The sequence below is a fragment of the Sulfitobacter sediminilitoris genome, assembly GCF_010667575.1.
In the GTDB taxonomy this organism is placed as follows: Bacteria; Pseudomonadota; Alphaproteobacteria; order Rhodobacterales; family Rhodobacteraceae; genus Sulfitobacter; species Sulfitobacter sediminilitoris.
In genome coordinates this window covers 215,420-235,877 of sequence record NZ_JAABNT010000004.1, presented here as the reverse complement: position 1 = coordinate 235,877, position 20,458 = coordinate 215,420, and the positions used below count along the sequence as shown (strand labels likewise).

The 20,458-nt window shown below is 58.0% G+C and carries 22 protein-coding genes; 12 read left to right on the top strand and 10 right to left on the bottom strand.

What is annotated here, in order from left to right; all coding sequences use genetic code 11:
• Window positions 1–131 precede the first annotated feature (131 nt).
• From GV827_RS08940 to gloB, 3 genes are all read right to left on the bottom strand, one after another.
• Complete coding sequence (locus tag GV827_RS08940; RefSeq protein ID WP_164353446.1) at window positions 132–1,112, bottom strand: M23 family metallopeptidase; 981 nt, start codon at window positions 1,110–1,112, stop codon at window positions 132–134.
• On the bottom strand, window positions 1,109–3,430 hold the full coding sequence (gene clpA / locus GV827_RS08935; RefSeq protein ID WP_164353445.1) for an ATP-dependent Clp protease ATP-binding subunit ClpA: 2,322 nt from the start codon (window positions 3,428–3,430) through the stop codon (window positions 1,109–1,111). Before clpA ends, GV827_RS08940 begins: the two co-directional genes overlap by 4 nt.
• Window positions 3,431–3,605: 175 nt before the next feature.
• Window positions 3,606–4,373, bottom strand: a complete 768-nt coding sequence (gloB, locus tag GV827_RS08930) for a hydroxyacylglutathione hydrolase (RefSeq protein WP_164353444.1) — start codon at window positions 4,371–4,373, stop codon at window positions 3,606–3,608.
• Window positions 4,374–4,434: 61 nt separating this feature from the next.
• On the opposite strand from gloB, the gene GV827_RS08925 reads away from it, so the two are divergent.
• Window positions 4,435–5,193 carry a methyltransferase domain-containing protein gene (locus GV827_RS08925; protein ID WP_164353443.1) on the top strand — a complete coding sequence of 253 codons (759 nt, stop codon included), beginning with the start codon at window positions 4,435–4,437 and terminating at the stop codon, window positions 5,191–5,193.
• 23 nt (window positions 5,194–5,216) lie between these two features.
• Here GV827_RS08925 and GV827_RS08920 read toward each other — a convergent pair whose 3' ends face one another.
• Window positions 5,217–6,044: an alpha/beta fold hydrolase gene (locus GV827_RS08920; protein ID WP_164353442.1), complete on the bottom strand. Its 828-nt coding sequence runs from the start codon at window positions 6,042–6,044 to the stop codon at window positions 5,217–5,219.
• A 154-nt stretch (window positions 6,045–6,198) separates the two neighbouring features.
• Between GV827_RS08920 and GV827_RS08915 the strand changes: the two genes are divergently transcribed.
• Window positions 6,199–7,026 carry a class II aldolase/adducin family protein gene (locus tag GV827_RS08915; protein ID WP_164353441.1) on the top strand — a complete coding sequence of 276 codons (828 nt, stop codon included), beginning with the start codon at window positions 6,199–6,201 and terminating at the stop codon, window positions 7,024–7,026.
• Between the two features lie 84 nt (window positions 7,027–7,110).
• On the opposite strand, the gene GV827_RS08910 is transcribed toward GV827_RS08915, so the two are convergent.
• Window positions 7,111–8,553 carry a hypothetical protein gene (locus GV827_RS08910; protein ID WP_204325799.1) on the bottom strand — a complete coding sequence of 481 codons (1,443 nt, stop codon included), beginning with the start codon at window positions 8,551–8,553 and terminating at the stop codon, window positions 7,111–7,113.
• 359 nt (window positions 8,554–8,912) lie between these two features.
• Here GV827_RS08910 and GV827_RS08905 point away from each other — a divergent pair, with 359 nt between their 5' ends.
• The 7 genes from GV827_RS08905 to GV827_RS08875 all read left to right on the top strand — a co-directional run bounded on the left by GV827_RS08905 (window position 8,913) and on the right by GV827_RS08875 (window position 14,776).
• The gene (locus GV827_RS08905; RefSeq protein ID WP_328823131.1) at window positions 8,913–9,473 is read left to right on the top strand and encodes a F0F1 ATP synthase subunit delta; all 561 of its coding nucleotides are present in this window, start codon (window positions 8,913–8,915) and stop codon (window positions 9,471–9,473) included.
• Complete coding sequence (gene atpA, locus GV827_RS08900; RefSeq protein ID WP_164353438.1) at window positions 9,474–11,012, top strand: F0F1 ATP synthase subunit alpha; 1,539 nt, start codon at window positions 9,474–9,476, stop codon at window positions 11,010–11,012.
• Window positions 11,013–11,026: 14 nt separating this feature from the next.
• On the top strand, window positions 11,027–11,905 hold the full coding sequence (locus GV827_RS08895; RefSeq protein ID WP_164353437.1) for a F0F1 ATP synthase subunit gamma: 879 nt from the start codon (window positions 11,027–11,029) through the stop codon (window positions 11,903–11,905).
• Between the two features lie 19 nt (window positions 11,906–11,924).
• Complete coding sequence (gene atpD / locus GV827_RS08890) at window positions 11,925–13,349, top strand: F0F1 ATP synthase subunit beta (RefSeq protein WP_164353436.1); 1,425 nt, start codon at window positions 11,925–11,927, stop codon at window positions 13,347–13,349.
• 14 nt (window positions 13,350–13,363) lie between these two features.
• Window positions 13,364–13,801 (top strand): F0F1 ATP synthase subunit epsilon, encoded by a 438-nt coding sequence (locus GV827_RS08885; protein WP_164353435.1) that lies wholly within the window; start codon window positions 13,364–13,366, stop codon window positions 13,799–13,801.
• 153 nt (window positions 13,802–13,954) lie between these two features.
• Entirely contained in the window at window positions 13,955–14,314 is a 360-nt protein-coding gene (locus GV827_RS08880; RefSeq protein ID WP_164353434.1) for a hypothetical protein, read from the top strand.
• 111 nt (window positions 14,315–14,425) lie between these two features.
• A complete protein-coding gene (locus tag GV827_RS08875) occupies window positions 14,426–14,776 on the top strand; it encodes an H-type lectin domain-containing protein (RefSeq protein WP_164353433.1) in 351 nt (116 codons plus the stop codon).
• Between the two features lie 60 nt (window positions 14,777–14,836).
• On the opposite strand, the gene GV827_RS08870 is transcribed toward GV827_RS08875, so the two are convergent.
• Both GV827_RS08870 and GV827_RS08865 read right to left on the bottom strand, forming a co-directional pair.
• Window positions 14,837–15,301: an NUDIX hydrolase gene (locus GV827_RS08870; RefSeq protein WP_164353432.1), complete on the bottom strand. Its 465-nt coding sequence runs from the start codon at window positions 15,299–15,301 to the stop codon at window positions 14,837–14,839.
• Window positions 15,302–15,391: 90 nt separating this feature from the next.
• The gene (locus GV827_RS08865; protein WP_164353431.1) at window positions 15,392–16,411 is read right to left on the bottom strand and encodes a ribose-phosphate pyrophosphokinase; all 1,020 of its coding nucleotides are present in this window, start codon (window positions 16,409–16,411) and stop codon (window positions 15,392–15,394) included.
• 94 nt (window positions 16,412–16,505) lie between these two features.
• Between GV827_RS08865 and GV827_RS08860 the strand changes: the two genes are divergently transcribed.
• From GV827_RS08860 to GV827_RS08850, 3 genes are read left to right on the top strand one after another with little or no spacing between them, the layout of a single operon-like run.
• Window positions 16,506–17,102 (top strand): 2-hydroxychromene-2-carboxylate isomerase, encoded by a 597-nt coding sequence (locus GV827_RS08860; RefSeq protein WP_164353430.1) that lies wholly within the window; start codon window positions 16,506–16,508, stop codon window positions 17,100–17,102.
• A 29-nt stretch (window positions 17,103–17,131) separates the two neighbouring features.
• Window positions 17,132–17,410 carry an alpha/beta fold hydrolase gene (locus GV827_RS08855; RefSeq protein WP_164353429.1) on the top strand — a complete coding sequence of 93 codons (279 nt, stop codon included), beginning with the start codon at window positions 17,132–17,134 and terminating at the stop codon, window positions 17,408–17,410.
• Between the two features lie 3 nt (window positions 17,411–17,413).
• Window positions 17,414–17,902: an alpha/beta fold hydrolase gene (locus tag GV827_RS08850; protein ID WP_164353428.1), complete on the top strand. Its 489-nt coding sequence runs from the start codon at window positions 17,414–17,416 to the stop codon at window positions 17,900–17,902.
• 36 nt (window positions 17,903–17,938) lie between these two features.
• On the opposite strand, the gene GV827_RS08845 is transcribed toward GV827_RS08850, so the two are convergent.
• The 3 genes from GV827_RS08845 to GV827_RS08835 are packed head-to-tail and all read right to left on the bottom strand — an operon-like array spanning window position 17,939 to window position 20,378.
• Window positions 17,939–18,979 (bottom strand): threonine aldolase family protein, encoded by a 1,041-nt coding sequence (locus GV827_RS08845; protein WP_164353427.1) that lies wholly within the window; start codon window positions 18,977–18,979, stop codon window positions 17,939–17,941.
• Window positions 18,979–19,449 carry a YcgN family cysteine cluster protein gene (locus GV827_RS08840; RefSeq protein ID WP_164353426.1) on the bottom strand — a complete coding sequence of 157 codons (471 nt, stop codon included), beginning with the start codon at window positions 19,447–19,449 and terminating at the stop codon, window positions 18,979–18,981. The genes GV827_RS08845 and GV827_RS08840 overlap by 1 nt, the downstream gene beginning before the upstream one ends.
• A complete protein-coding gene (locus GV827_RS08835; protein ID WP_164353425.1) occupies window positions 19,446–20,378 on the bottom strand; it encodes a bifunctional riboflavin kinase/FAD synthetase in 933 nt (310 codons plus the stop codon). Before GV827_RS08835 ends, GV827_RS08840 begins: the two co-directional genes overlap by 4 nt.
• Window positions 20,379–20,458 lie beyond the last annotated feature (80 nt).

The window sequence follows — 20,458 nt, the reverse complement described above, 5'->3', positions numbered from 1 at the left end:
TGATACTGTCGGACACAGAAGATGCTTCGACACGCTTGGCCGTCAAAGCAACTGTGAGCTTTTTGTAACTAAGGATATTGCGCAGAGGATTGGGCGGCGTCGGCCTTTATTCGAAGGCGGATTGATGGGCTTCAGTCGGAGCCAGCGATGGTGATTTCGGTGCGCAAAATGCTGATTACGGTGTCCCCGCGGATCAGCGTGGCGGTGCCGGCATACGTTCCTTCTGGCCAAGTGGCGCGACCGCGAAGCCGCTTTCCGACGGCGCGGAATGCCTGCGCGTGATTTCGTTCTAGTTTTGTGTCCCTGCTGATGACTTCGCCCTCTGGCCCGGTCAGGGACAGGCGCATGACGTCATCTTTCTGGGTGCCAAAGCTAAAGCCGTACACCACCAGCGCAGGTGCGGTCGCGGGAAGGGTATCTGCACCCGCGATGCCTGCTTTGACATCAGCATATTCAGGAATGATGTCAGTCAGGCCGACATCAACAAGGCCGCCGGGCTGGTAGGGCGGGGTGTCTGCCCAAAGAGTGCTGTCACCGGGGCTATCACAGGCGAGGGTGCCATCGGGATCGAAAGGATCAACGGGTATGCCATCCTTGCGCACGGACAGATGGAGGTGCGGAAATTCGGCGCGGCCGGACTGGCCAATCTGTCCCAGAACGTCGCCTGCCTTGACCTCTTGTCCGTTGCGGACGGTGATCGAGCCCTGCATCAGGTGGCAGTACTGCGTTTCCCAGCCGCCGGGATGGAACAGAACAACGCCGTTTCCGCATTCGCGCCCTTCAACTTCGGCAACGGTTTCCCTGGTCCACCCGGTGTCAGGCATGCCGTCACGAAAGCCGCGCACGCGACCGGGTGCAGCGGCAAAGACATCAACGCCGGCCTGCATGTCCGCACGTGTGGGGAGGGCGAAATCGGTGCCTTTGTGGCCATCATAGCTGAGCCCGCGACACTGGTAATCGCTGTAGCCGTCGCCGGGGTCACGGTCCATGTATTGCTGAATGTAGCAGTCCTGCCCAAGCGTGCAGTCGACGGGGAAGGACAAAAGCAAATCCTCCGCCAGCACGGAGCTGGCGGAGGACAATATCAGAGCCGCAAAGGCCCTCAGGCTCATTCCGCTGTCAGCAGCGGTGGCTTGTCGCCTGAGATCTTGGGCGTTTCGGGGTCGAGAATGGTCAGATCCAGATCGCCCTTTTTCACACCCACCTTGACGACGCCACCCTTGGCCAGTTTGCCAAAGAGCAGCTCCTCGGCCAGCGGTTTCTTGATGTGCTCCTGGATCACGCGGCCAAGAGGGCGCGCACCCATCTTGTCATCATAGCCTTTCTCGGCCAGCCATTCGGCGGCTTTCTTGGTCAGCTCAAAGGTCACGTTGCGGTCCATCAGCTGTGCTTCAAGCTGAAGCACGAACTTCTCAACGACCCGCAGGATGACGTCCTTGCTGAGAGGCGCAAAGGAAATCACCGCGTCCAGACGGTTGCGGAATTCCGGCGTGAAGGTGCGTTCGATCGCTGCCGTATCCTCGCCCGTGCGGCGGTCGCGGCCAAAGCCGATGGCTTCTTTGGCCTGCTCTGCGGCACCGGCGTTGGAGGTCATGATCAGGACAACGTTACGGAAATCGACCGTGCGGCCATTGTGATCCGTCAGTTTGCCGTGGTCCATCACCTGCAACAGGATGTTGTAGACATCCGGGTGCGCCTTCTCCATTTCGTCCAGCAGCAGCACGCAGTGCGGATGCTGGTCTACGCCATCGGTGAGCATGCCACCCTGGTCAAAGCCGACATAGCCCGGAGGTGCGCCGATCAGACGGGAAACTGCGTGTTTCTCCATGTACTCGGACATATCAAAGCGCAGCAGTTCCACACCCAGCGTATCCGCCAGTTGCTTGGCCACTTCGGTTTTACCCACACCGGTTGGACCGGCGAAGAGGTAGTTGCCGATGGGCTTTTCAGGTTCGCGCAGACCTGCGCGTGCCAGCTTGATCGCCGAGGCCAGTGCCTCGATCGCTTTGTCCTGACCAAAGACCACCCGCTTGAGCGATGCTTCGAGGTCCTTGAGGACCACGACATCGTCCTTGGAGACGTTCTTGGGCGGGATGCGGGCAATCTTGGCCACTACGGCCTCGACCTCTTTAGTGCCGATGGTCTTGCGGCGCTTGGAAGCGGCGACAAGATGCTGCGCTGCACCCGCTTCGTCGATCACGTCGATGGCAGAGTCCGGCAATTTACGGTCATTGATGTACCGCGACGCCAGCTCCACCGACGATTTGATCGCATCGGATGTGTATTTTACCGAATGGTGATCCTCGAAGTAGGGCTTGAGGCCCTTGAGGATCTTCACCGCGTCTTCCACCGATGGTTCGTTCACGTCGATCTTCTGGAACCGGCGCGAAAGCGCGCGGTCCTTTTCAAAGTGCTGACGGAACTCCTTGTAGGTGGTTGACCCCATCGTGCGCAGCTTGCCGCCCGCCAAAGCAGGTTTCAGCAGGTTGGATGCGTCCATTGCGCCGCCGGATGTTGCACCAGCGCCGATCACGGTGTGAATTTCGTCGATGAACAGAACCGCATCTTCGTGTTCTTCGAGTTCGGAAACGACCGCTTTCAGCCGTTCCTCGAAATCGCCGCGATACCGTGTACCGGCAAGCAACGCACCCATATCCAGTGAATAGATCGTGGTGTTTGCAAGAACCTCGGGGGTTTCGCCCGCTACGATCTTGCGCGCCAGACCTTCGGCGATGGCGGTTTTACCCACGCCGGGATCGCCCACCAAAAGCGGGTTATTCTTGCGACGGCGGCACAGCACCTGGATGCAGCGCTCCACCTCGAGGTCGCGTCCGATCAGCGGGTCAATGTCGCCTTCGCGGGACTTGGCGTTCAGATCTACGCAGTATTTCTCAAGCGCGGTTTCCTTCTTTTCGCCATCGGTGACGCCCTGAGCCTCTTCTTCGTGCTCTGGTGCACCGGCGACAGGGCGGGCCTCACCATAAGCGGGGTCTTTGGCCACGCCGTGGGCGATGTAGTTGACCGCGTCATAGCGCGTCATGTCCTGTTCCTGCAGGAAATACGCCGCGTTGCTTTCGCGTTCAGCAAAGATCGCGACGAGCACATTTGCGCCGGTCACTTCCGTACGGCCGGATGATTGCACATGGATCGCGGCGCGCTGGATCACGCGCTGGAAGGCGGCGGTCGGCACGGCCTCTGATCCGTCGACGTCGGTGACCAGATTGCTCAGGTCCTCGTCCACGAATTCGACCAGCGTGTCGCGCAGTTCGTCCACGTCAACGGAACAGGCTTTCATCACCTGTACGGCATCCGGTTCGTCGATCAGCGCCAGCAGCAAATGCTCCAGCGTGGCGAACTCGTGTCTGCGCGCATTGGCCAAAGCCAAAGCTGCGTGGATTGCCTGCTCCAGTGTAGTTGAGAATGAAGGCACGGGTGTGCTCCTTATCCTTCGGGGTCGGGGAGGTGCTGTGGGATAACAGGGCCCCGGTCCGACCATGGCCTCATAGTATTAGAGTTTGGTTGATCGCGGCCCAGCTTCAAGCATTTTCTTCTAAAAACTGCTCACAAAGTCCGTGATCTGCTTTTTTTGCACCCATTTGTCGCAGTCAAAAGTTGTCTTTCCGTTTGCGTATTTCAGCAAAAACGTCGGCATCCGGGGCGGTTGGCATCCCTAGGTGTGCTCGAATGCCGGGATCGGCGGGGCGCAGGAAGGGATTGGTTGCAAGTTCGGTTGAAAGTGTCGATGGGACCGTCGGCATGCCCTTTTTCCGGGCCGCGTCAATGTCGTTTGATCTTGATATAAGCGCCGTATTCTCAGGATCAACCGTGAGCGCAAACTTCGCGTTTGACGCTGTATATTCATGGCCCGAACAGATCGTCGTGTCCGCTGGCAAAGCCATGAGCTTTTGCATGCTGGACCACATTTGCGCGGCGGTGCCCTCGAAAAGCCGCCCGCACCCCAAGGCCATCAGGCTGTCGGCGGTGAAACAGGCTTTGGCTCCCGGTACATAATAGGCGATGTGGCCGACTGTATGGCCCGAGACATCGTAAACTTCTGCCTCAAGACTGCCGAGCGTGACCTTGTCGCCTTTGGCCACTGCCAGATCAAGGGCGGGAAGGCGATGTTCGTCCGCCTTTGCGCCAACAACCTTGGCCGGGTGATCAGCCAACAGATCCGCCAGCCCATCCACATGGTCCCAGTGGTGATGGGTGAGCCAGACCTGGCTCAGCGTCCAGCCGCGTTCCGCCAGAGCGGCCTTGATTGGTCCGGCCTCTGGCACGTCGATCACAGCGACTTCCCCGCTCTCCTCGTCGCGCAGCAGGAATGCGTAATTATCGCTCAGGCAGGGAATGGTGATCAGATCAAAGGGCATGGCGCTCTCCTCATTCGTTGGTATGCTCTGTTCAGACTGACATTGGTAAGGCTGGGCCGCAATGCACCTTGATGTGCAGGATCTGCGCAATTTCTACTACCGCAGCGCGCTGGGCCGTGCGGCGCAGAAATCCTTGCGGGGACGGATGCTGGAGCTTTGGCCAGAGGCCAAGGGCCAGACCGTCGTCGGTTTTGGCTTCGCGGCACCATTGCTGCGTCCCTATCTCAAAGATGCGCGCCGGGTGGTGACCCTGATGCCGGGACCGCAGGGGGTGATGCCGTGGCCAGCGGGCATGCCCAATACATCGGTGCTCACCGAGGAAACTCTTTGGCCGATAGAGACAGGACACGTTGACAAGCTGGTGCTGCTGCACGGGCTTGAGACCAGTGAGCGGCCTTCGGATCTGCTTGAGGAATGTTGGCGTGTGCTGGGACCGGGGGGCAGGGTGCTGTTTATCGTGCCGAACCGTGGCGGCCTGTGGGCGCGGCGTGATGTGACGCCCTTTGGCTACGGTCGTCCCTATTCGCCGGGACAGCTGGATGCGCAATTGCGCAAGCATCAGTTTCTGCCGGAACGTCATGTTGGCGCGCTTTACCAGTTTCCGTCACAACAGCGGGTTTGGATGAAATCAGCCGGTCTGTTTGAGCGCATCGGGCGGCACGTGCCCGCGATGATGGCCGGCGGTGCGTTCATGGTTGAGGCAACCAAGCTGGTATATCCGCCCAAGGGCACCCGCGAGCGCAAGCGCAAGCGCGTGAGCGTGCTGGAGGGGTTGACCGAACCCGCAGTCGGACGTGCGCGAACATACGGGAAAGGGTGATAGCTGGCGGAAAAAGGGAGGCCTTACCCCTGACAAGCGGTCGTGAACTCCGAAAGATCTTCGGCAAAGTGGTCAGGTGCTTCTAGAAACGGCGCGTGACCGACCCCCTCGTATGGGACGTAACGGCCGTTTTTGATGGCGTTGGCCGCCGCCTGCCCGGTTGCCGGGGTGACCACATCGTCCCGTGTGCCGTGAATGATCAGGCCAGGGCAGCCTAGCTTTTCGTAGACTGGCCGCAAATCGACATTGGCCCTGAACAAGGCCCGACGGACATGCGCCGGGCAGAGCATGTTTGACCCAACCAGTTCGGCGTATGATACCCGGTCCAGCGGCTGGGCCGTGCATGCCTCCACGAAGCGCGCCGTGGCAGCAAGACGACGCGGCACGTCATCCGTATAAAGCTCCCGGTCTAGGCCGGGGCTGGCGGTTCCGGCCATCCAACTCTCGCGCTCGGTACCGATGGCAAGAATGCCCCCTGCCAACGCAATTCCCGCGATGTCCGCATCTCCGTGCGTGGCAAGATAGGCGGCGATCACGCGGGCGCCATACGACCAACCAACGAGAACAGGTTTTTCAAGCTCAGCAGCTTTGATCACAGCCGTCACATCGTCAGCCCAAAGGGCGGTGTCAGTATAGGCGGCTTCGCTCTCCGGCTTGTCGGAGGCACCGTGCCCGCGAAGGTCCATGGCAACGAGGTGAAAGCGGTCTCGCATGCGCTCCAGTAAGGGATGCCAACACATGAACTGCTGGGCCCAGCCATGGATCAACAGGATGGGGGGCAGTTTCGGATCACCGACAGAAGTGAATGCAATGCGGGTGCCATCCGATGAAAGGGTATATGAGTTCGACATGCCTGTGATTACCAACGATCCCAAAGCAAGGGAAGGCGACATAAGTCCTCTGACACGATGACCCGCCAAGTACGTCGGCCGATCCTTTTGAACCAGGGGGAAGACGTTTGCCGATTATTCAAATAACCTCCCGCCAAAGAGGAGGACCTACCACATGAACGATCAATCGACCACGACCGGCCTTGGCACGGGTTTCGACATTCCTGATCCGGCTGATCTGCCGACGCTCAAGGGCAAGGTATCTGAAACCGAATGGGGTCTTCGCGTGCAACTCGCCGCGACCTACCGGCTTTGTGCGCTGCATGGCTGGACCGATCTGGTTTTCACTCATATCTCAGCCCGGCTGCCTGATGAGGACGGAGAGGAGCGTTTTCTGATCAACCCCTACGGCATCATGTTTGATGAGATGACGGCATCTTGTCTGGTCAAGATCGATCTGCACGGTAATATCTGTCAGGAAACCCCTTATTTCATCAACCCAGCAGGTTTCACGATCCATTCGGCAATCCATTCGGCACGCGAAGATGCGGGGTGCGTGATCCACGTGCATACCCCTTACGGAGTCGCGGTGTCGGTGCAGAACGAAGGGCTGCGCCGCTATACGCAGTTCTCTATGATCGTGAACAACGACCTGGCATATCATGACTATGAGGGTATCGCACTGGAACTGGATGAGCGTGAGCGCATCGTGAACGATCTGGGGGACAAGAGCCTGCTGATGCTGCGCAACCACGGTACACTGACGCTGGGGCCGAATTGCGCGATTGCCTTCCTGCGCATGTATTTTCTTGAGAACGCCTGCAAGACTCAGATTTTCGCGCAAAGCGCGGGGACAGACGCGCTGCATGAAGAGCCGCAAAGCATGGCTGATACCGTACAGCGCCAGTCTGCGGCGGCTTTCCAGCCGGGGACAGGGGACAATCTGGTCTGGCCGGGCTTGATGCGGAAACTGAACCGGAGCAATCCGGGATACGATAGCTGAGCGGAGAGTTGTCGCGCAGAAGGACGAGTCGCGAGTAAGAGCCCGGCTAATCGGCTGGGCTCTTGGAGACAAAGAGGCTGACTATCAGAAGCCGAAGAAGCCGGGGTTGAGGCCCAAATCCTCGAACAATTCTGCGATATCGTCTTCTTCGCCGCCGCCCATTCCATCACCTGACGGCTGTTCCGCGCCCTGATCCGTGATGTCATCGTCGTGGTCGGTGATGGAGGACCAGCCGATGCTGGATGTGATGGTGGCCTCATCATTGATAAAGTTACTGATCCGCACCTCGTAAGGTTCACCGCTGCCCGGTTCACCATTGATGAGGAGTGAATCCTCGCCAAGGTAGATTTCTGCCAATACGCTTCCGTCTTCCGTCTGACCGCTTTCGCTGGCAATCAGGTCTGCGATGTCGCTCGAGGACAGGTTGCTTACATCCGCTGCAGTCTGAATGACGAAGGCGCGTTTGACCGCTACTGTTTCACCTTCACCGCCCTCCTCATTCTCAACGTATACGAGGTGCAGGTTGCCCGTGACGTCAGAGGCAAAGTCGAACGTCAAATCATCATTTGGGTTGGTCAGATCAATCTGAGCAACATGTGTGCCGATATGATCCTGAGCGACTTCCATCGTGATGTCAGTGCTGGTGCCGTATTCTTTCGTCCAATAGATGGTGCGTACGCTCGCGCCGGTCTCGTCCTCTTCGTTTGTGATCGTGCGTGTCCGCAGAACGTCTTCGCCTTCGATATCACTGTTGAGACCAGCTGTGACTGAGGTCGTCTGACCATTATGGTGAATTTGGAACGTATGCTCGCTATCAAAACCAACCTCGATTGAGTTTGCAGCGTCTGGCGCCGTGACGGTGAAGGACGGGTCGGTTTCAGGTGCGTCGTCGTCCCGTTCGGCCAGTACCAATTCATCTGCGATTTCCGCGCCTTCCTTGTCGCTCACCGTCACAAGGTTTTCTGGCTGGCGGGCTTCCTCTGCCGCGAACTCATCAAGAATGCGCTGTTGTTCAAGTTCCTCGGCAACCTTCAGCGGATCACGGAATTCATTGCCCATGGGAGGCCGGACATCTTCTTCTTCGCTCTCGGGTTCATAAGTCGCGGGTGCTTCTTCGGCATCAGCTTCAACATTGTCTTCTGCAGTATCTTCAAATTCCTGCTCTGTGCTCTCTTCGCTGACTTCTTCTTCAACGACTTCCTCTTGCGAGGCTTCAAGCTCAGCAATGAATTCTTGGATCAGGCTTGCCATTTCTTCGGTGGGTGTGGCCTCAAGCTCGGAAATGAATGCGTTTATGCGGACCAGGTCCTCCGCGGCGATGTTCTCGGATACCTCGATACCGAAATCAGACAGATCAAGCGATTGGTTCGCGCCGGGGTCAGCGAGACCGACGCCTTGAGTGGAGGGCGCAAGGTCATCCTGCATGTCCTCTGTCTGATCGACGTCAGACACATCATCCTCGCCTCCCATCGCCATCGCGACGAAACCAACGGACAAAAGAGACAGAAAACCAATGGCGAACATCATGCTCATCCTCGTATGGCAGCCCACAGTGCGCAGGCCGGTTGAATCAATTTTTATCTGTCTCGCTGAGAATTCTGACACCAGTGAGGCGAAACGCGGCGACAGCGAGGCAAGAATCGGATTATTGTTTCGAATATCTGGTCCGCAGCGCCACATTTGATGTGGGGGCAGGCCGCTTGCGCTAACGGCAGTAAATAAAGGGGTCGGGGGTCACATCACCGCACGTTACTGTGTTGCGGTGCGGCAAACCCTCTGCTACATGGCCCCTGATTTAGACGTCTTGAACCATTTCAAGCCGCGCCAACGATCCGGTGACGCGACTTCTTCGCGTATGTCCGGCCTGACTGAACGAGAGGATGGACGTGTCCGAAACTGCTTCGATATCCACCGGCATCGCACACCGCTACGCATCTGCTGTTTTTGAACTGGCCAAAGAGGCCTCGAAGGTCAAAGACATCGAAACCGATCTAGACGCCCTGCAGGGCGCATTGAGCGACAGCGAAGATTTCCGCAACCTGATCCATTCGCCGATCTACACCCGTGAGCAGCAGGGCAACGCCGTCGATGCGCTGGCCAAGAAGATGAAGCTGTCGCCAACGATGGCGAACACGCTGTCACTGATGGCCTCCAAGCGCCGCCTGTTCGTGCTGCCGCAACTGGTGAAAACCCTTCGCGAGAAAATCGCCGAAGACAAGGGCGAGGTCACCGCAGAGGTTACGTCCGCCAAAGCGCTGACCAAGGCGCAATCAGACAAGCTTGCCAAGTCGCTCAAGGCGACCACCGGCAAAACCGTATCGCTTCAAACGACCGTTGATGAATCTCTCATCGGCGGTCTTATCGTCAAAGTGGGCTCCAAGATGATCGACACGTCGATCCGCTCGAAGCTCAATTCCCTCCAGAATGCAATGAAAGAGGTCGGATAAATGGGTATCCAAGCTGCAGAGATTTCTGCGATCCTGAAGGACCAGATCAAGAATTTCGGTCAAGAAGCTGAAGTGGCCGAAGTTGGCCGTGTGCTCTCCGTCGGTGACGGTATTGCCCGCGTTTACGGTCTGGACAACGTTCAGGCCGGTGAAATGGTCGAATTCCCCGGTGGTATTCAGGGCATGGCCCTGAACCTTGAAGCGGACAACGTTGGTGTTGTTATCTTCGGTAACGACCGCGACATCAAAGAAGGTGACACCGTCAAGCGCACCAACTCCATCGTGGACGTGCCAATCGGTGATGCGCTGCTGGGTCGTGTTGTTGACGGTCTGGGTAACCCGATTGATGGCAAAGGCCCGATCAATTCAACAGAGCGTGGCATCGCCGATGTTAAGGCGCCGGGCATTATCCCCCGCAAGTCCGTGCACGAGCCGATGGCAACCGGCCTGAAGTCCGTGGATGCGATGATCCCTATCGGTCGTGGTCAGCGAGAGTTGATCATTGGTGACCGCCAGACAGGTAAAACCGCCGTTGCGCTTGACGCGATGCTGAATCAGCAGCAGGTGAACGAGGCCGCTGACGGTGACGAAAGCAAGAAAATGTACTGTGTGTACGTTGCGATCGGCCAGAAGCGCTCCACTGTTGCGCAGCTGGTTAAGAAGCTCGAAGAATCCGGTGCCATTGATTACTCAATCATTGTGGCCGCTACTGCGTCTGAGCCAGCGCCGATGCAGTTCCTCGCGCCCTACGCCGCGACAGCGATGGCCGAGTACTTCCGCGACAACGGCCGTCACGCGCTGATCATCTATGATGACCTTTCCAAGCAGGCGGTTTCCTATCGTCAGATGTCCCTGCTGCTGCGCCGCCCACCAGGCCGCGAAGCCTATCCTGGTGACGTTTTCTATCTGCACTCCCGCCTGCTTGAGCGTTCCGCGAAGCTGAGCGAAGAGTTTGGCTCGGGTTCGCTGACAGCGCTGCCCGTGATCGAAACACAGGGTGGTGACGTTTCGGCGTTTATTCCGACAAACGTGATTTCGATCACCGACGGTCAGATCTTCCTTGAGACCGAACTTTTCTATCAGGGTATCCGTCCTGCTGTGAACACCGGTCTGTCGGTTTCGCGCGTGGGCTCCTCGGCCCAGACCAAGGCGATGTCCTCGGTCGCCGGTCCGGTGAAGCTGTCGCTTGCCCAGTACCGCGAGATGGCTGCCTTCGCACAGTTCGGTTCTGACCTTGACGCCGCCACTCAGCAGCTGCTGAACCGTGGTGCCCGTCTGACCGAGCTGATGAAGCAGCCGCAGTATTCGCCGCTGTCCAACGCCGAGATCGTCTGCGTCATCTACGCAGGTACGCACGGCTACCTCGACAAGCTTGAGGTGTCTGCGGTTGGTGCATGGGAGCAAGGCCTGCTGAACCACCTGCGTTCCAAGCATGCGGACCTGCTCAAGGACATCACCAACAACGATCGCAAGGTGAAGGACGAGCTGGAAGACAAGATCAAAGCAGCGCTCGATTCATACGCCGCTGACCACGTTTAAGGGGAGATAGCCCAGTGGCAAATCTCAAGGACCTTAAAAACAGGATCGCGTCGGTCAAATCGACCCGCAAGATCACAAAGGCCATGCAAATGGTTGCCGCGGCGAAACTTCGCCGCGCGCAGGAAGCTGCCGAAATGGCACGCCCCTACGCTGAGCGGTTCAATGCCGTGATGGCGGGGCTTGCCGCGTCGGTCGGTGGGTCGGATTCAGCACCCAAGCTGCTGTCTGGCACCGGATCGGATGATGTGCATCTGTTGGTTGTCATGACCTCGGAGCGCGGATTGTGCGGTGGCTTCAACACGAACATCGTGAAGAAGGCCAAGGTGAAGGCGCAGGAGCTGCTTGCCGCTGGCAAGACAGTGAAGATCCTGACCGTTGGCAAGAAAGGCCGTGACCAGCTCAAGCGGGATTACAGCAATCACCTTGTCGGTCACGTTGATATGTCCGACGTTAAGCGTCTGGGATATGCTGATGCGCAGGGTGTTGCCAAAGACATCTTGGGTCGCTTCGACGCGGGCGAATTTGACGTGGCAACGCTGTTCTACGCAGAATTCGTGAACGTGGTCAGCCAGGTGCCACAGGCACAGCAGATCATCCCGGCCAAGTTCGAGGACAAAGGCGAAGACGAAGGGGCATCGACCCTGTTCGACTACGAGCCTTCCGAAGAAGCCATTCTGGCGGATCTTCTGCCGCGTGGCGTTGCCACGGCGATCTTCTCGGGTCTGCTTGAAAACGCAGCCTCTGAGCAGGGCGCACGGATGTCCGCAATGGATAACGCCACACGTAACGCGGGCGAGATGATCGAGAACCTGACAATTGAATACAACCGTTCGCGTCAGGCCGTCATCACGAACGAGCTGATCGAAATCATTTCCGGCGCGGAAGCGCTGTAAGCAAAACCGGAGAAACGACATGGCAAATGCAGTCGGCAAAATCACTCAGGTCATCGGCGCCGTCGTTGACGTGCAGTTCGAAGAAAACCTGCCAGAGATCCTGAACGCTCTTCACACACCGAACCAGGGCAAGACACTGGTTCTGGAAGTGGCGCAGCACCTTGGCGAAAACACCGTCCGCGCGATTGCGATGGACGCGACAGAAGGTCTGGTGCGCGGTGCGAAAGTCACCGACACCGGCGCCCCAATTCAGGTGCCCGTCGGCAAGGCTACACTGGGCCGCATCCTGAACGTCACCGGCGACCCCGTGGACGAAAAGGGCCCTGTTGAGACAGACGAGACCCGCGCCATTCACGGCGAAGCGCCCTCCTTCGCGGAACAGTCGACCGAGACCGAGATTCTGACCACCGGCATCAAGGTGATCGACCTGCTGGCCCCCTACACCAAGGGCGGCAAGATTGGCCTCTTCGGTGGTGCCGGCGTGGGCAAGACAGTTCTGATCATGGAGCTGATCAACAACATCGCCAAGGTGCACTCCGGTCTGTCCGTGTTCGCGGGCGTGGGCGAACGTACCCGTGAGGGCAACGACCTCTATCACGAGATGATCGAATCCGGCGTTATCGTCCCTGACGATATGGCGTCCTCGAAAATTGCTCTGGTCTACGGCCAGATGAACGAGCCTCCAGGTGCGCGTATGCGTGTTGCTTTGTCTGGTCTGACTTTGGCCGAACAGTTCCGCGACGAATCCGGTTCCGACGTTCTGTTCTTCGTGGACAACATCTTCCGCTTCACACAGGCCGGTTCCGAGGTGTCCGCTCTCTTGGGTCGTATCCCCTCCGCCGTGGGCTACCAGCCAACGCTGGCCACCGATATGGGCGCGATGCAGGAACGCATCTCCTCCACCAAGAACGGTTCGATCACCTCCGTTCAGGCCGTTTATGTGCCTGCGGACGACTTGACCGACCCTGCGCCAGCGACATCCTTTGCGCACCTCGACGCGACAACCGTTCTGGACCGTGCGATCTCGGAAAAGGGTATCTATCCTGCCGTGGACCCGCTGGGCTCCACTTCCCGTCTGCTTGATCCGCTGATCATCGGTGAAGAGCACTACAAGGTTGCGACCGACGTGCAGCAGGTTCTGCAGCGCTACAAGTCGCTTCAGGATATCATCGCGATCCTTGGTATGGACGAACTGTCAGAAGACGACAAACTGGCAGTGGCCCGTGCGCGCAAGATCGAGCGTTTCCTGAGCCAGCCGTTCGACGTTGCGAAGGTCTTCACCGGTTCTGACGGTGTGCAGGTGCCTTTGGAAGACACGATCGCATCCTTCAAAGCAGTCGTGGCCGGTGAGTATGACCACCTGCCAGAAGGTGCCTTCTACATGGTGGGCGGCATCGACGAAGTGAAGGCGAAAGCCGAAAAGATGGCGGCAGACGCAGCCTAAGGGAGCCTTGAGCAATGGCAGACACGATGCAATTCGATCTGGTGTCGCCCGAGCGGCGGCTGGCCTCGATGCAGGTCACATCCGTCCAGATCCCCGGCGCTGACGGTGACATGACGGCGATGGAGGGGCATGCCCCCACCATCACCACTCTGCGTCCCGGTGTTCTGACGGTCGAAGGACCCGAAGGGACCGAGGACTATGTCGTGACAGGCGGCTTTGCCGAGATCAGAAGCGACGGCGTTTCCGTTCTGGCCGAGCGTGCGCTGCCCAAGGGTGATATGACCCAGGCGCATCTCGACGAGATGATGCAAGAGGCGCAACATACCTATGCGCAGGCGAAAGAGGCTTTTGAAAATGAGCCGGGCCCGGTGGATGATGCAGCCAAGATGCTTTCGGACATGGTGGCCATGGGTACGCACATCGGTTTGGACCCACAGTCCCCGAACCTCTGATCCTATCTCAAGCAAGTTTTGAAAGGCCCCGCAGTGTGCGGGGCCTTTCGTCTTTGGAGGGGACCTGAACGATAATTGCCTCTTTTACGTCCAAATCCGAACAGCGGTCTCGAATAAGATCTGTGCCTGAATGTGAAATCGGGAGAAACAGAGATGAAAAAGCTGGTTTTGGCAGCCGCGCTTGTGACGCCTCTGACGGCTATTGCGCAGCCTTACAGTGAAAGCATGGCGGACTGTGCCGCACTATTTCAGAATGCGGCGCAATGGGTGCAATCAGATGAGAATTCCGACAAGCTTATGCATGCCGCACGGACATGGGCGGCTGCGGCTGTTGAACAGTCTCATTCAGAAGGTCGCCCGGTCAGTTCTGACGTCATGTGGGATAAGATTGATGCAAAGACGGAAAACTGGGAAGCCAAGGGCCCTTCGTTCTTCCTGAGCGAGGAATTTCGGGATTGGACAGGCTATTGTCGTGCCTTTGGTCGCGACCGCGGGATCAAGTCGAACCTTTGAAAGAACATCAAATCCCCCTGTGTTTCTGCGCAGGTCCCCCTTTTCTGGTGCGGCTGCGTCGGCTATTCCCCAAGCCACTATGCGAATTGAACAAGGGCGCCTTTCTCTGACATGCAGAAACTCAGAAGCCATACCGTGGGTGTCGACAGTGGCGATGTGATCCTTTTTACGGATTACGAAGACGGTGGCGAAATGTGGACCGGCCGTGGCCAGCGCGAGCGCCGGCGTCATATCAAGTTTTCGGAGAAGTACAAAAAGCCCCCGACGGTCCAGTTATCGCCGTCCCTTTGGGATCTGGATGCCACGACGATCATGCGGGCGGACATCGCTGCTGAGTCTGTGACCAAGTCTGGCTTTGACATGGTGTTTCGCACGTGGGGTGACACCCGCGTTGCACGGATACGGATTGCATGGATGGCAATCGGCGAAATGTCCGAACTGGATGATTGGGATGTACTGTAGAGAGGGTGAACTCGTGGTTGAGCGTCTGGTTGGAGCCCAAACTTAAAAGGGTCGCCAACCTTAACTGAAGTCAATCAAGAGGTGTTTGCTTGGAGTTCTTTCGATGAATTCTTCTTCAATCCAGCGAAGGACACGTCGCTGACCGCCAAATGCTACGAGTTCGGCAGCTTCCTCAAAACTGACCCACCGAAATGCGCTGTGCTCATGATTGAGTAAGACCTCGGCGGTGTTGTCGATGAACGCGACAAAGACTGGAGCAATGGTTATCGCATCACGATCCGCTTCGTAGAATTGCTCGCAGGTATCAGCCGAATACAAAGCGTAAGGCTTTAAACCAGTCTCTTCATCGAGTTCACGTAAAGCTGTTTGCCAAGCTGTTTCACCCTCCTCAATGCTACCCGCGACCTGACACCACTCACCTAACAAAGTCTGTGTTCGCTTTAGTAGTAGAACCTCATGCCGTACTTGAGTTTCTCGAACAGCGACGAGCGATGCAATGAATGACCTGATTGGTATTTCGGCCACAATCTATTCCTTGCTCTAGCTGACTTGCTGCGTCTTGTTTGGTTGATCACAGGTGATCGGCAAAGCGTCGCTTTGTCCGCACAGCCGACCTTACGAAACGCGATACATCCCATCGTAAATCGGCTCAAGCGTGTCTGCTTCAAATAGCGACGACACGCTTGTCCCGTTCCAGATGTTCAGGATTGCCTGCGCAAACATCGGCGCGGTCGGCACGATACGAATGTTTGGCGCATTCTTGATCGCGTCAGTGGGGGCGATGCTGTCTGTGATCACCAGCGATTTCATCACGGACTTTGTAACCCGGTCCACTGCGGGGCCAGACATGACGCCGTGCGTGATGTAGGAGTGAACTTCCTTCGCGCCGTTTTCCAGCAAGACTTCGGCCGCCTTGCACAGCGTGCCTGCCGTATCGCAGATGTCGTCGACGATCAGACAGGTCTTGTCCGTCACGTCCCCGATCACGGTCATTTCGGCGACTTCGCCCGGCTTTTCGCGGCGCTTGTCCACGATCGCCAGGGGCGAGTTGATCCGTTTCGCCAGTTCGCGAGCGCGGGCCACGCCACCGACGTCGGGAGAGACAACCATAAGGTCGCCCATCCGGTCCTTGAAATGGCTCTTGATATCCAGCGCGAAGACGGGGGAGGCATAAAGGTTATCCACGGGGATATCGAAGAAACCCTGAATTTGTGCAGCGTGCAGGTCCATCGTCAGAACCCGCTCGATCCCGGTGCCCACCAGCATGTTGGCAACCAGCTTGGCCGTGATCGGCGTGCGTGCCTTGGTGCGGCGGTCCTGACGTGCGTAGCCGAAGTAGGGCAGCACTGCAGTAACCCGTGATGCAGAAGACCGACGCAATGCGTCGGCCATGATCAGCAGTTCCATCAGATTGTCGTTCGCGGGGTTCGACGTGGATTGGATGATGAACATATCCTCACCGCGCACGTTCTCGAACACCTCGACAAAGATTTCGCCATCGTTGAACCGTTCGACCCGCGTGTCTACCAACCCGACGTTGACGCCCCGATGCAGCGACATGCGCCGGGCGATTGCTTTGGCCAAGGGCATGTTGGCGTTGCCGGAGATCAGCTTCGGCTCGGATGTTTGCGGCATGGGGGAGGCTCCGTGGCAGCGGTATATGACAGATTCGTGACGTTGAACCTCGCTTAACACGGGTCTACGGTGCGGCAAAGACAGGGAGGTCCAAATGGCCCAGATCGACTACTTTTTCGCGACACTATCGCCGTATTGCTACCTGGCCGGGTTACGGTTGGAGGAAGTCGCCGCCAAGCATGGTGCGACCATCAACTACAAACCCTTCGACATCATTGCTGCATTCTCGCGCACGGGGGGCACGCCACCCAAGGACCGCCATCCCAGCCGGCAGGAATACCGCGCACAGGAACTTCCCCGGCAGGCAAGGAAACTGGGTATGAAGTTCAACCTTCAGCCTGCACATTGGCCCACCAATGGGGCCCCTGCGGCCTATGCGTTCATTGCCGCGCAGAACGCCGGTGGCGGGGACCTGGGCAAGCTGGCGCATGCCATCTTTCGCTCCGTCTGGGCTGACGAGAAAGATATTGCGCAGGATGACGTGATCCGCGCGTGTCTTGAGGAAGCCGGGTTCGATCCGGGTTTGGCGGACAGCGGTTTGCTGATCGGTGCGGAAACCTATGCGGCCAATCTTGAAGAGGCGGTCGAGCGCGGCGTCTTTGGTGCGCCCTTCTATTTCGTCGATGATCAGCGGTTCTGGGGGCAGGACCGGATCGCCGACATCGATCTGTATCTGGCGGGTGAATTGTGAGGCCACAAAGGGGGTTTAACCCCAATGTGATGACGCTGGGCAAGGGCGACAGGCGCGCATTGGCGCTGCATTGCACGATGGCATTTGGTGGCGCGTGGAAGGGGCTTTCCAACGCGTTGCCGGAACTGACCATGCTTGCGCCTGACATGCCCAGCCACGGCCGGAGCGCCGATTGGGACGAGGTGAGCGATTTCAGCGATACGGTCTATGCCGGGACGCTCGCTGTAATGGACGAGACGCCGATGGATGTGATTGGCCATTCCTTCGGCGCGGTGACCGCTCTGCGGCTGGCCGTGGCCCATCCTTAACGGGTGCGCAGTCTGACGGTGATCGAGCCGGTCTTTTTCGCCGTCGCAATGCAGGACGCGCCGGAAACCTTGGCGCAACATGACGTTGACGCGAAGCCCTTTCGCGATGCGATAGACGTGGGAGACCGCGAGACAGCCGCACGCACGTTTAACCGCATGTGGAGTGCGGAGGCCCCGAAATGGGATGATATGCCCGAGCGTAATCGTGCGGCGATGGTACGCGCCATTCATGTTGTGCCGGACACGCATGCCTTCTTGTACGATGATACCGCTGGTTTGCTTGAACCCGGAGCACTGGATGCCTGCACGATTCCAACTGTTGTCATGCGTGGCGAACATGCGCACCCGGCGATCAGCGCGAAGAACGACGGTCTGACAGCCCGAATGCCGAATGCGGTGCAATCTGTGATCGCAGGGGCAGGGCATATGGCCCCGATTTCCCATCCCGACGCGGTTGCGGAAGTCCTGCGCGATTTGCTGGCGCGGAGCTGATCAAAGGGACCGTCAACTTGGTTGAGGTTGATGCGTCTAGGGGACTTGGAAATGGCTCAGAAAGGTGTCGATTTGATCGCGCCCGATTGACCAGTCGCAGACCAGTCGGGATGAGATCAGTGTGTCGTCCGGCCCTTCCATACCGCCGTGACGTTCATAGCGTGCACCAGCCGCCGCAAGAGTCCGGTGGACCCGGCGCGGGAAGCTGACGAAAAGCATGTTCGCTTGTGGTTCATGCAGGAACGTTGCCCCGGCCGCCTTCAACCCTGCGGCCAGATATGTGGCATTCTCATTCGCCTGCCGGGCAATCTGGATGAAGGTGTCATCCTCAAGGTAGCCAGCCATCTGCGCTGACAGAAAGCGGTGCTTCGAGAACAGATGCGCGCCCCGCTTGCGGCGCAACTCGAACTCCCACGCCTTGGCCGGATCAAAGAAAACGACGGCCTCGACCCCCATGCATCCGTTCTTGGTGCCGCCAAAGCTGACAACGTCCACACCTGACTTCCAAGACATGTCAGCCGCTGAACAACCCAAGGCTACCATTGCGTTGGCAAAGCGTGCGCCGTCGAGGTGAACAGGGAGATCGTGTCGCTTGGCGACGGCTGTCAGGTTGCGCAACTCTTCGAGTGAATGGACCGAGCCGCGTTCAGTCACCTGTGTGATCGACACCGCCCCCGGTTGGGCTGAGTGGACATCACCGCGCGGCGTGCCCTGAATGGCCGCCTCCAGTGCGTCAGGCATCATTTTGTTGTCGGTATCGATCAGTTTCAGCTTTGCACCACCGCTGTAGAATTCCGGCGCATTGCACTCGTCAACTTCGATATGCGCAACCTTGGAGCAATAGATGGTTTGCCATGGCTGCACATAACAGGCCAACGCCAGAACATTGGCGGCTGTGCCTGTCGCCACCAGGTAGACGGCCGCTTCGGGAGCTTCAAAGACCTCGCGGATGCGCGTGCGCACCTCATCCATGATCGTGTCATTGCCATAGGCCATCTGGTGACCGGTGTTGGCGGCGACCACCCGGTTCATGACGGATGGATGCGCGGGGCCGGAATTGTCAGAAGCAAAAAACATCACACGGGCTCCTCAATGATGTAGTCTTCCCATTCCTCGAATGGGGTGTCGAATTCCGAGACCGTTTGACCGCAAACCGAGATGCCCGCGTCATGCACGCTTTCAGGGGTCCCAGTGATGAGGGGGTGCCAGTCCGGAAGGTCTTTTCCCTGCCACAGCAACCGGTACGCGCAGGTTTGCGGCATCCAATAGGCGTGGCTGTCAAGGTTGTCTGGCTTCAGCACAATGCAGTCCGGGACAAACTGGTGACGGTTTTCGTAGTGTGTGCAGCGGCAGGTCGTATCATCCAGAAGGCGACAGGCTACGCGTGTGAGAACGACTTCTTCGGTGTCCTCGTCTTCGAGTTTATTCAGACAGCATTTGCCGCAGCCATCGCAAAGAGCTTCCCATTCCTTGGGCGACATCTTTGACAGCGGCTTTTTTTCCCAAAACCGTGGGCTAAGGCCGCCGCGTGAAATCGGATCGATCATAGGTTTGCCAATACTGTCCGGGCTTTTGCGCTGTCGGCATCCATTTGGCTGATTAGCGCTTCAAGGCTGTCGAACTTTTCTTCTCCGCGCAGATGCTCAATCAGCGCCACGGAGAGATTGGCACCGTACAGGTCGCCTTTGAAATCAAAGATGAATGTCTCAAGATTTGCTTTGTTCTCGCCGAACATGGGCCGCACGCCAAGGCTTGCTACACCATGATAGCTTCCTTTGTGGGGTCCGTCCAAAACATCCACCAACACCGCGTAGACACCGAACGCGGGCTGGTGCAGCCCGTCGATGGACATGTTTGCTGTCGGATAGCCTAGTTCGCGACCGCGTTGCTCTCCGGTGATGACTGGGCCATCGATACGGTGCCAGTGGCCGAGCATTTCTGCGGCCAGACGTGGATTGCCCGCACTCAATGCAGCGCGGATGGCGGTCGAGGACACGGTTTGCGCGCCTTTTTCCATCAGGGGTGCGATGGTGACGCCAAATCCGTAAGTCTTGCCAAAAGACTGAAGGTCTGCAGCGGTTCCGGCGCGGTTCTTGCCGAAACAAAAATCTGCACCAACAACGACGTGGCGCAAGCCAAGCCCGTCTTTGATGACATCGCGGGCGAATTCTTCGGGCGTCAGAGAGGCGAGGCCTTTGTTAAAACTCAACTCATAGAGTTTCTTGACGCCGACTTTCTCCAGGCGGTGCGCGCGCGCCTCTGGGCCCATTAATCGAAAGGGTGGGGCTTCAGGCGCAAAGAATTCGCGCGGGTGCGGTTCAAACGTGACCACGCCAAGCGGTGCATCGGGTGCGGCTGAACGGGCCAGTTCGATGACAGACAGGTGGCCCTGATGAACGCCATCAAAGTTGCCAATCGCGGCGGTTGCACCGCGATCTTCTGCACTTACAAACTGGTAATCCCGGATAATCAGCATGGCCCTTGCGTAGCGGGCGATGCAAGCAGAGACAAGAACCGAACGTGCGGCAGTCGCATCAGAATAAAAGCGCGCGATCC

Bases quoted from the DNA above. Each gene is read 5' to 3' on its own strand.
- atpA (WP_164353438.1), top strand. From the start codon at position 9,474: ATGGGTATCCAAGCTGCAGAGATTTCTGCGATCCTGAAGGACCAGATC.
- GV827_RS08880 (WP_164353434.1), top strand. From the start codon at position 13,955: ATGAAAAAGCTGGTTTTGGCAGCCGCGCTTGTGACGCCTCTGACGGCT.
- GV827_RS08940 (WP_164353446.1), bottom strand. From the start codon at position 1,112: ATGAGCCTGAGGGCCTTTGCGGCTCTGATATTGTCCTCCGCCAGCTCC.
- GV827_RS08845 (WP_164353427.1), bottom strand. From the start codon at position 18,979: ATGTTTTTTGCTTCTGACAATTCCGGCCCCGCGCATCCATCCGTCATG.
- GV827_RS08920 (WP_164353442.1), bottom strand. From the start codon at position 6,044: ATGTCGAACTCATATACCCTTTCATCGGATGGCACCCGCATTGCATTC.
- GV827_RS08925 (WP_164353443.1), top strand. From the start codon at position 4,435: ATGCACCTTGATGTGCAGGATCTGCGCAATTTCTACTACCGCAGCGCG.
- GV827_RS08875 (WP_164353433.1), top strand. From the start codon at position 14,426: ATGCAGAAACTCAGAAGCCATACCGTGGGTGTCGACAGTGGCGATGTG.
- GV827_RS08860 (WP_164353430.1), top strand. From the start codon at position 16,506: ATGGCCCAGATCGACTACTTTTTCGCGACACTATCGCCGTATTGCTAC.
- GV827_RS08840 (WP_164353426.1), bottom strand. From the start codon at position 19,449: ATGATCGATCCGATTTCACGCGGCGGCCTTAGCCCACGGTTTTGGGAA.
- GV827_RS08835 (WP_164353425.1), bottom strand. From the start codon at position 20,378: ATGCTGATTATCCGGGATTACCAGTTTGTAAGTGCAGAAGATCGCGGT.
- GV827_RS08910 (WP_204325799.1), bottom strand. From the start codon at position 8,553: ATGATGTTCGCCATTGGTTTTCTGTCTCTTTTGTCCGTTGGTTTCGTC.
- GV827_RS08865 (WP_164353431.1), bottom strand. From the start codon at position 16,411: ATGCCGCAAACATCCGAGCCGAAGCTGATCTCCGGCAACGCCAACATG.
- GV827_RS08915 (WP_164353441.1), top strand. From the start codon at position 6,199: ATGAACGATCAATCGACCACGACCGGCCTTGGCACGGGTTTCGACATT.
- GV827_RS08885 (WP_164353435.1), top strand. From the start codon at position 13,364: ATGGCAGACACGATGCAATTCGATCTGGTGTCGCCCGAGCGGCGGCTG.
- atpD (WP_164353436.1), top strand. From the start codon at position 11,925: ATGGCAAATGCAGTCGGCAAAATCACTCAGGTCATCGGCGCCGTCGTT.
- gloB (WP_164353444.1), bottom strand. From the start codon at position 4,373: ATGCCCTTTGATCTGATCACCATTCCCTGCCTGAGCGATAATTACGCA.
- GV827_RS08855 (WP_164353429.1), top strand. From the start codon at position 17,132: ATGACGCTGGGCAAGGGCGACAGGCGCGCATTGGCGCTGCATTGCACG.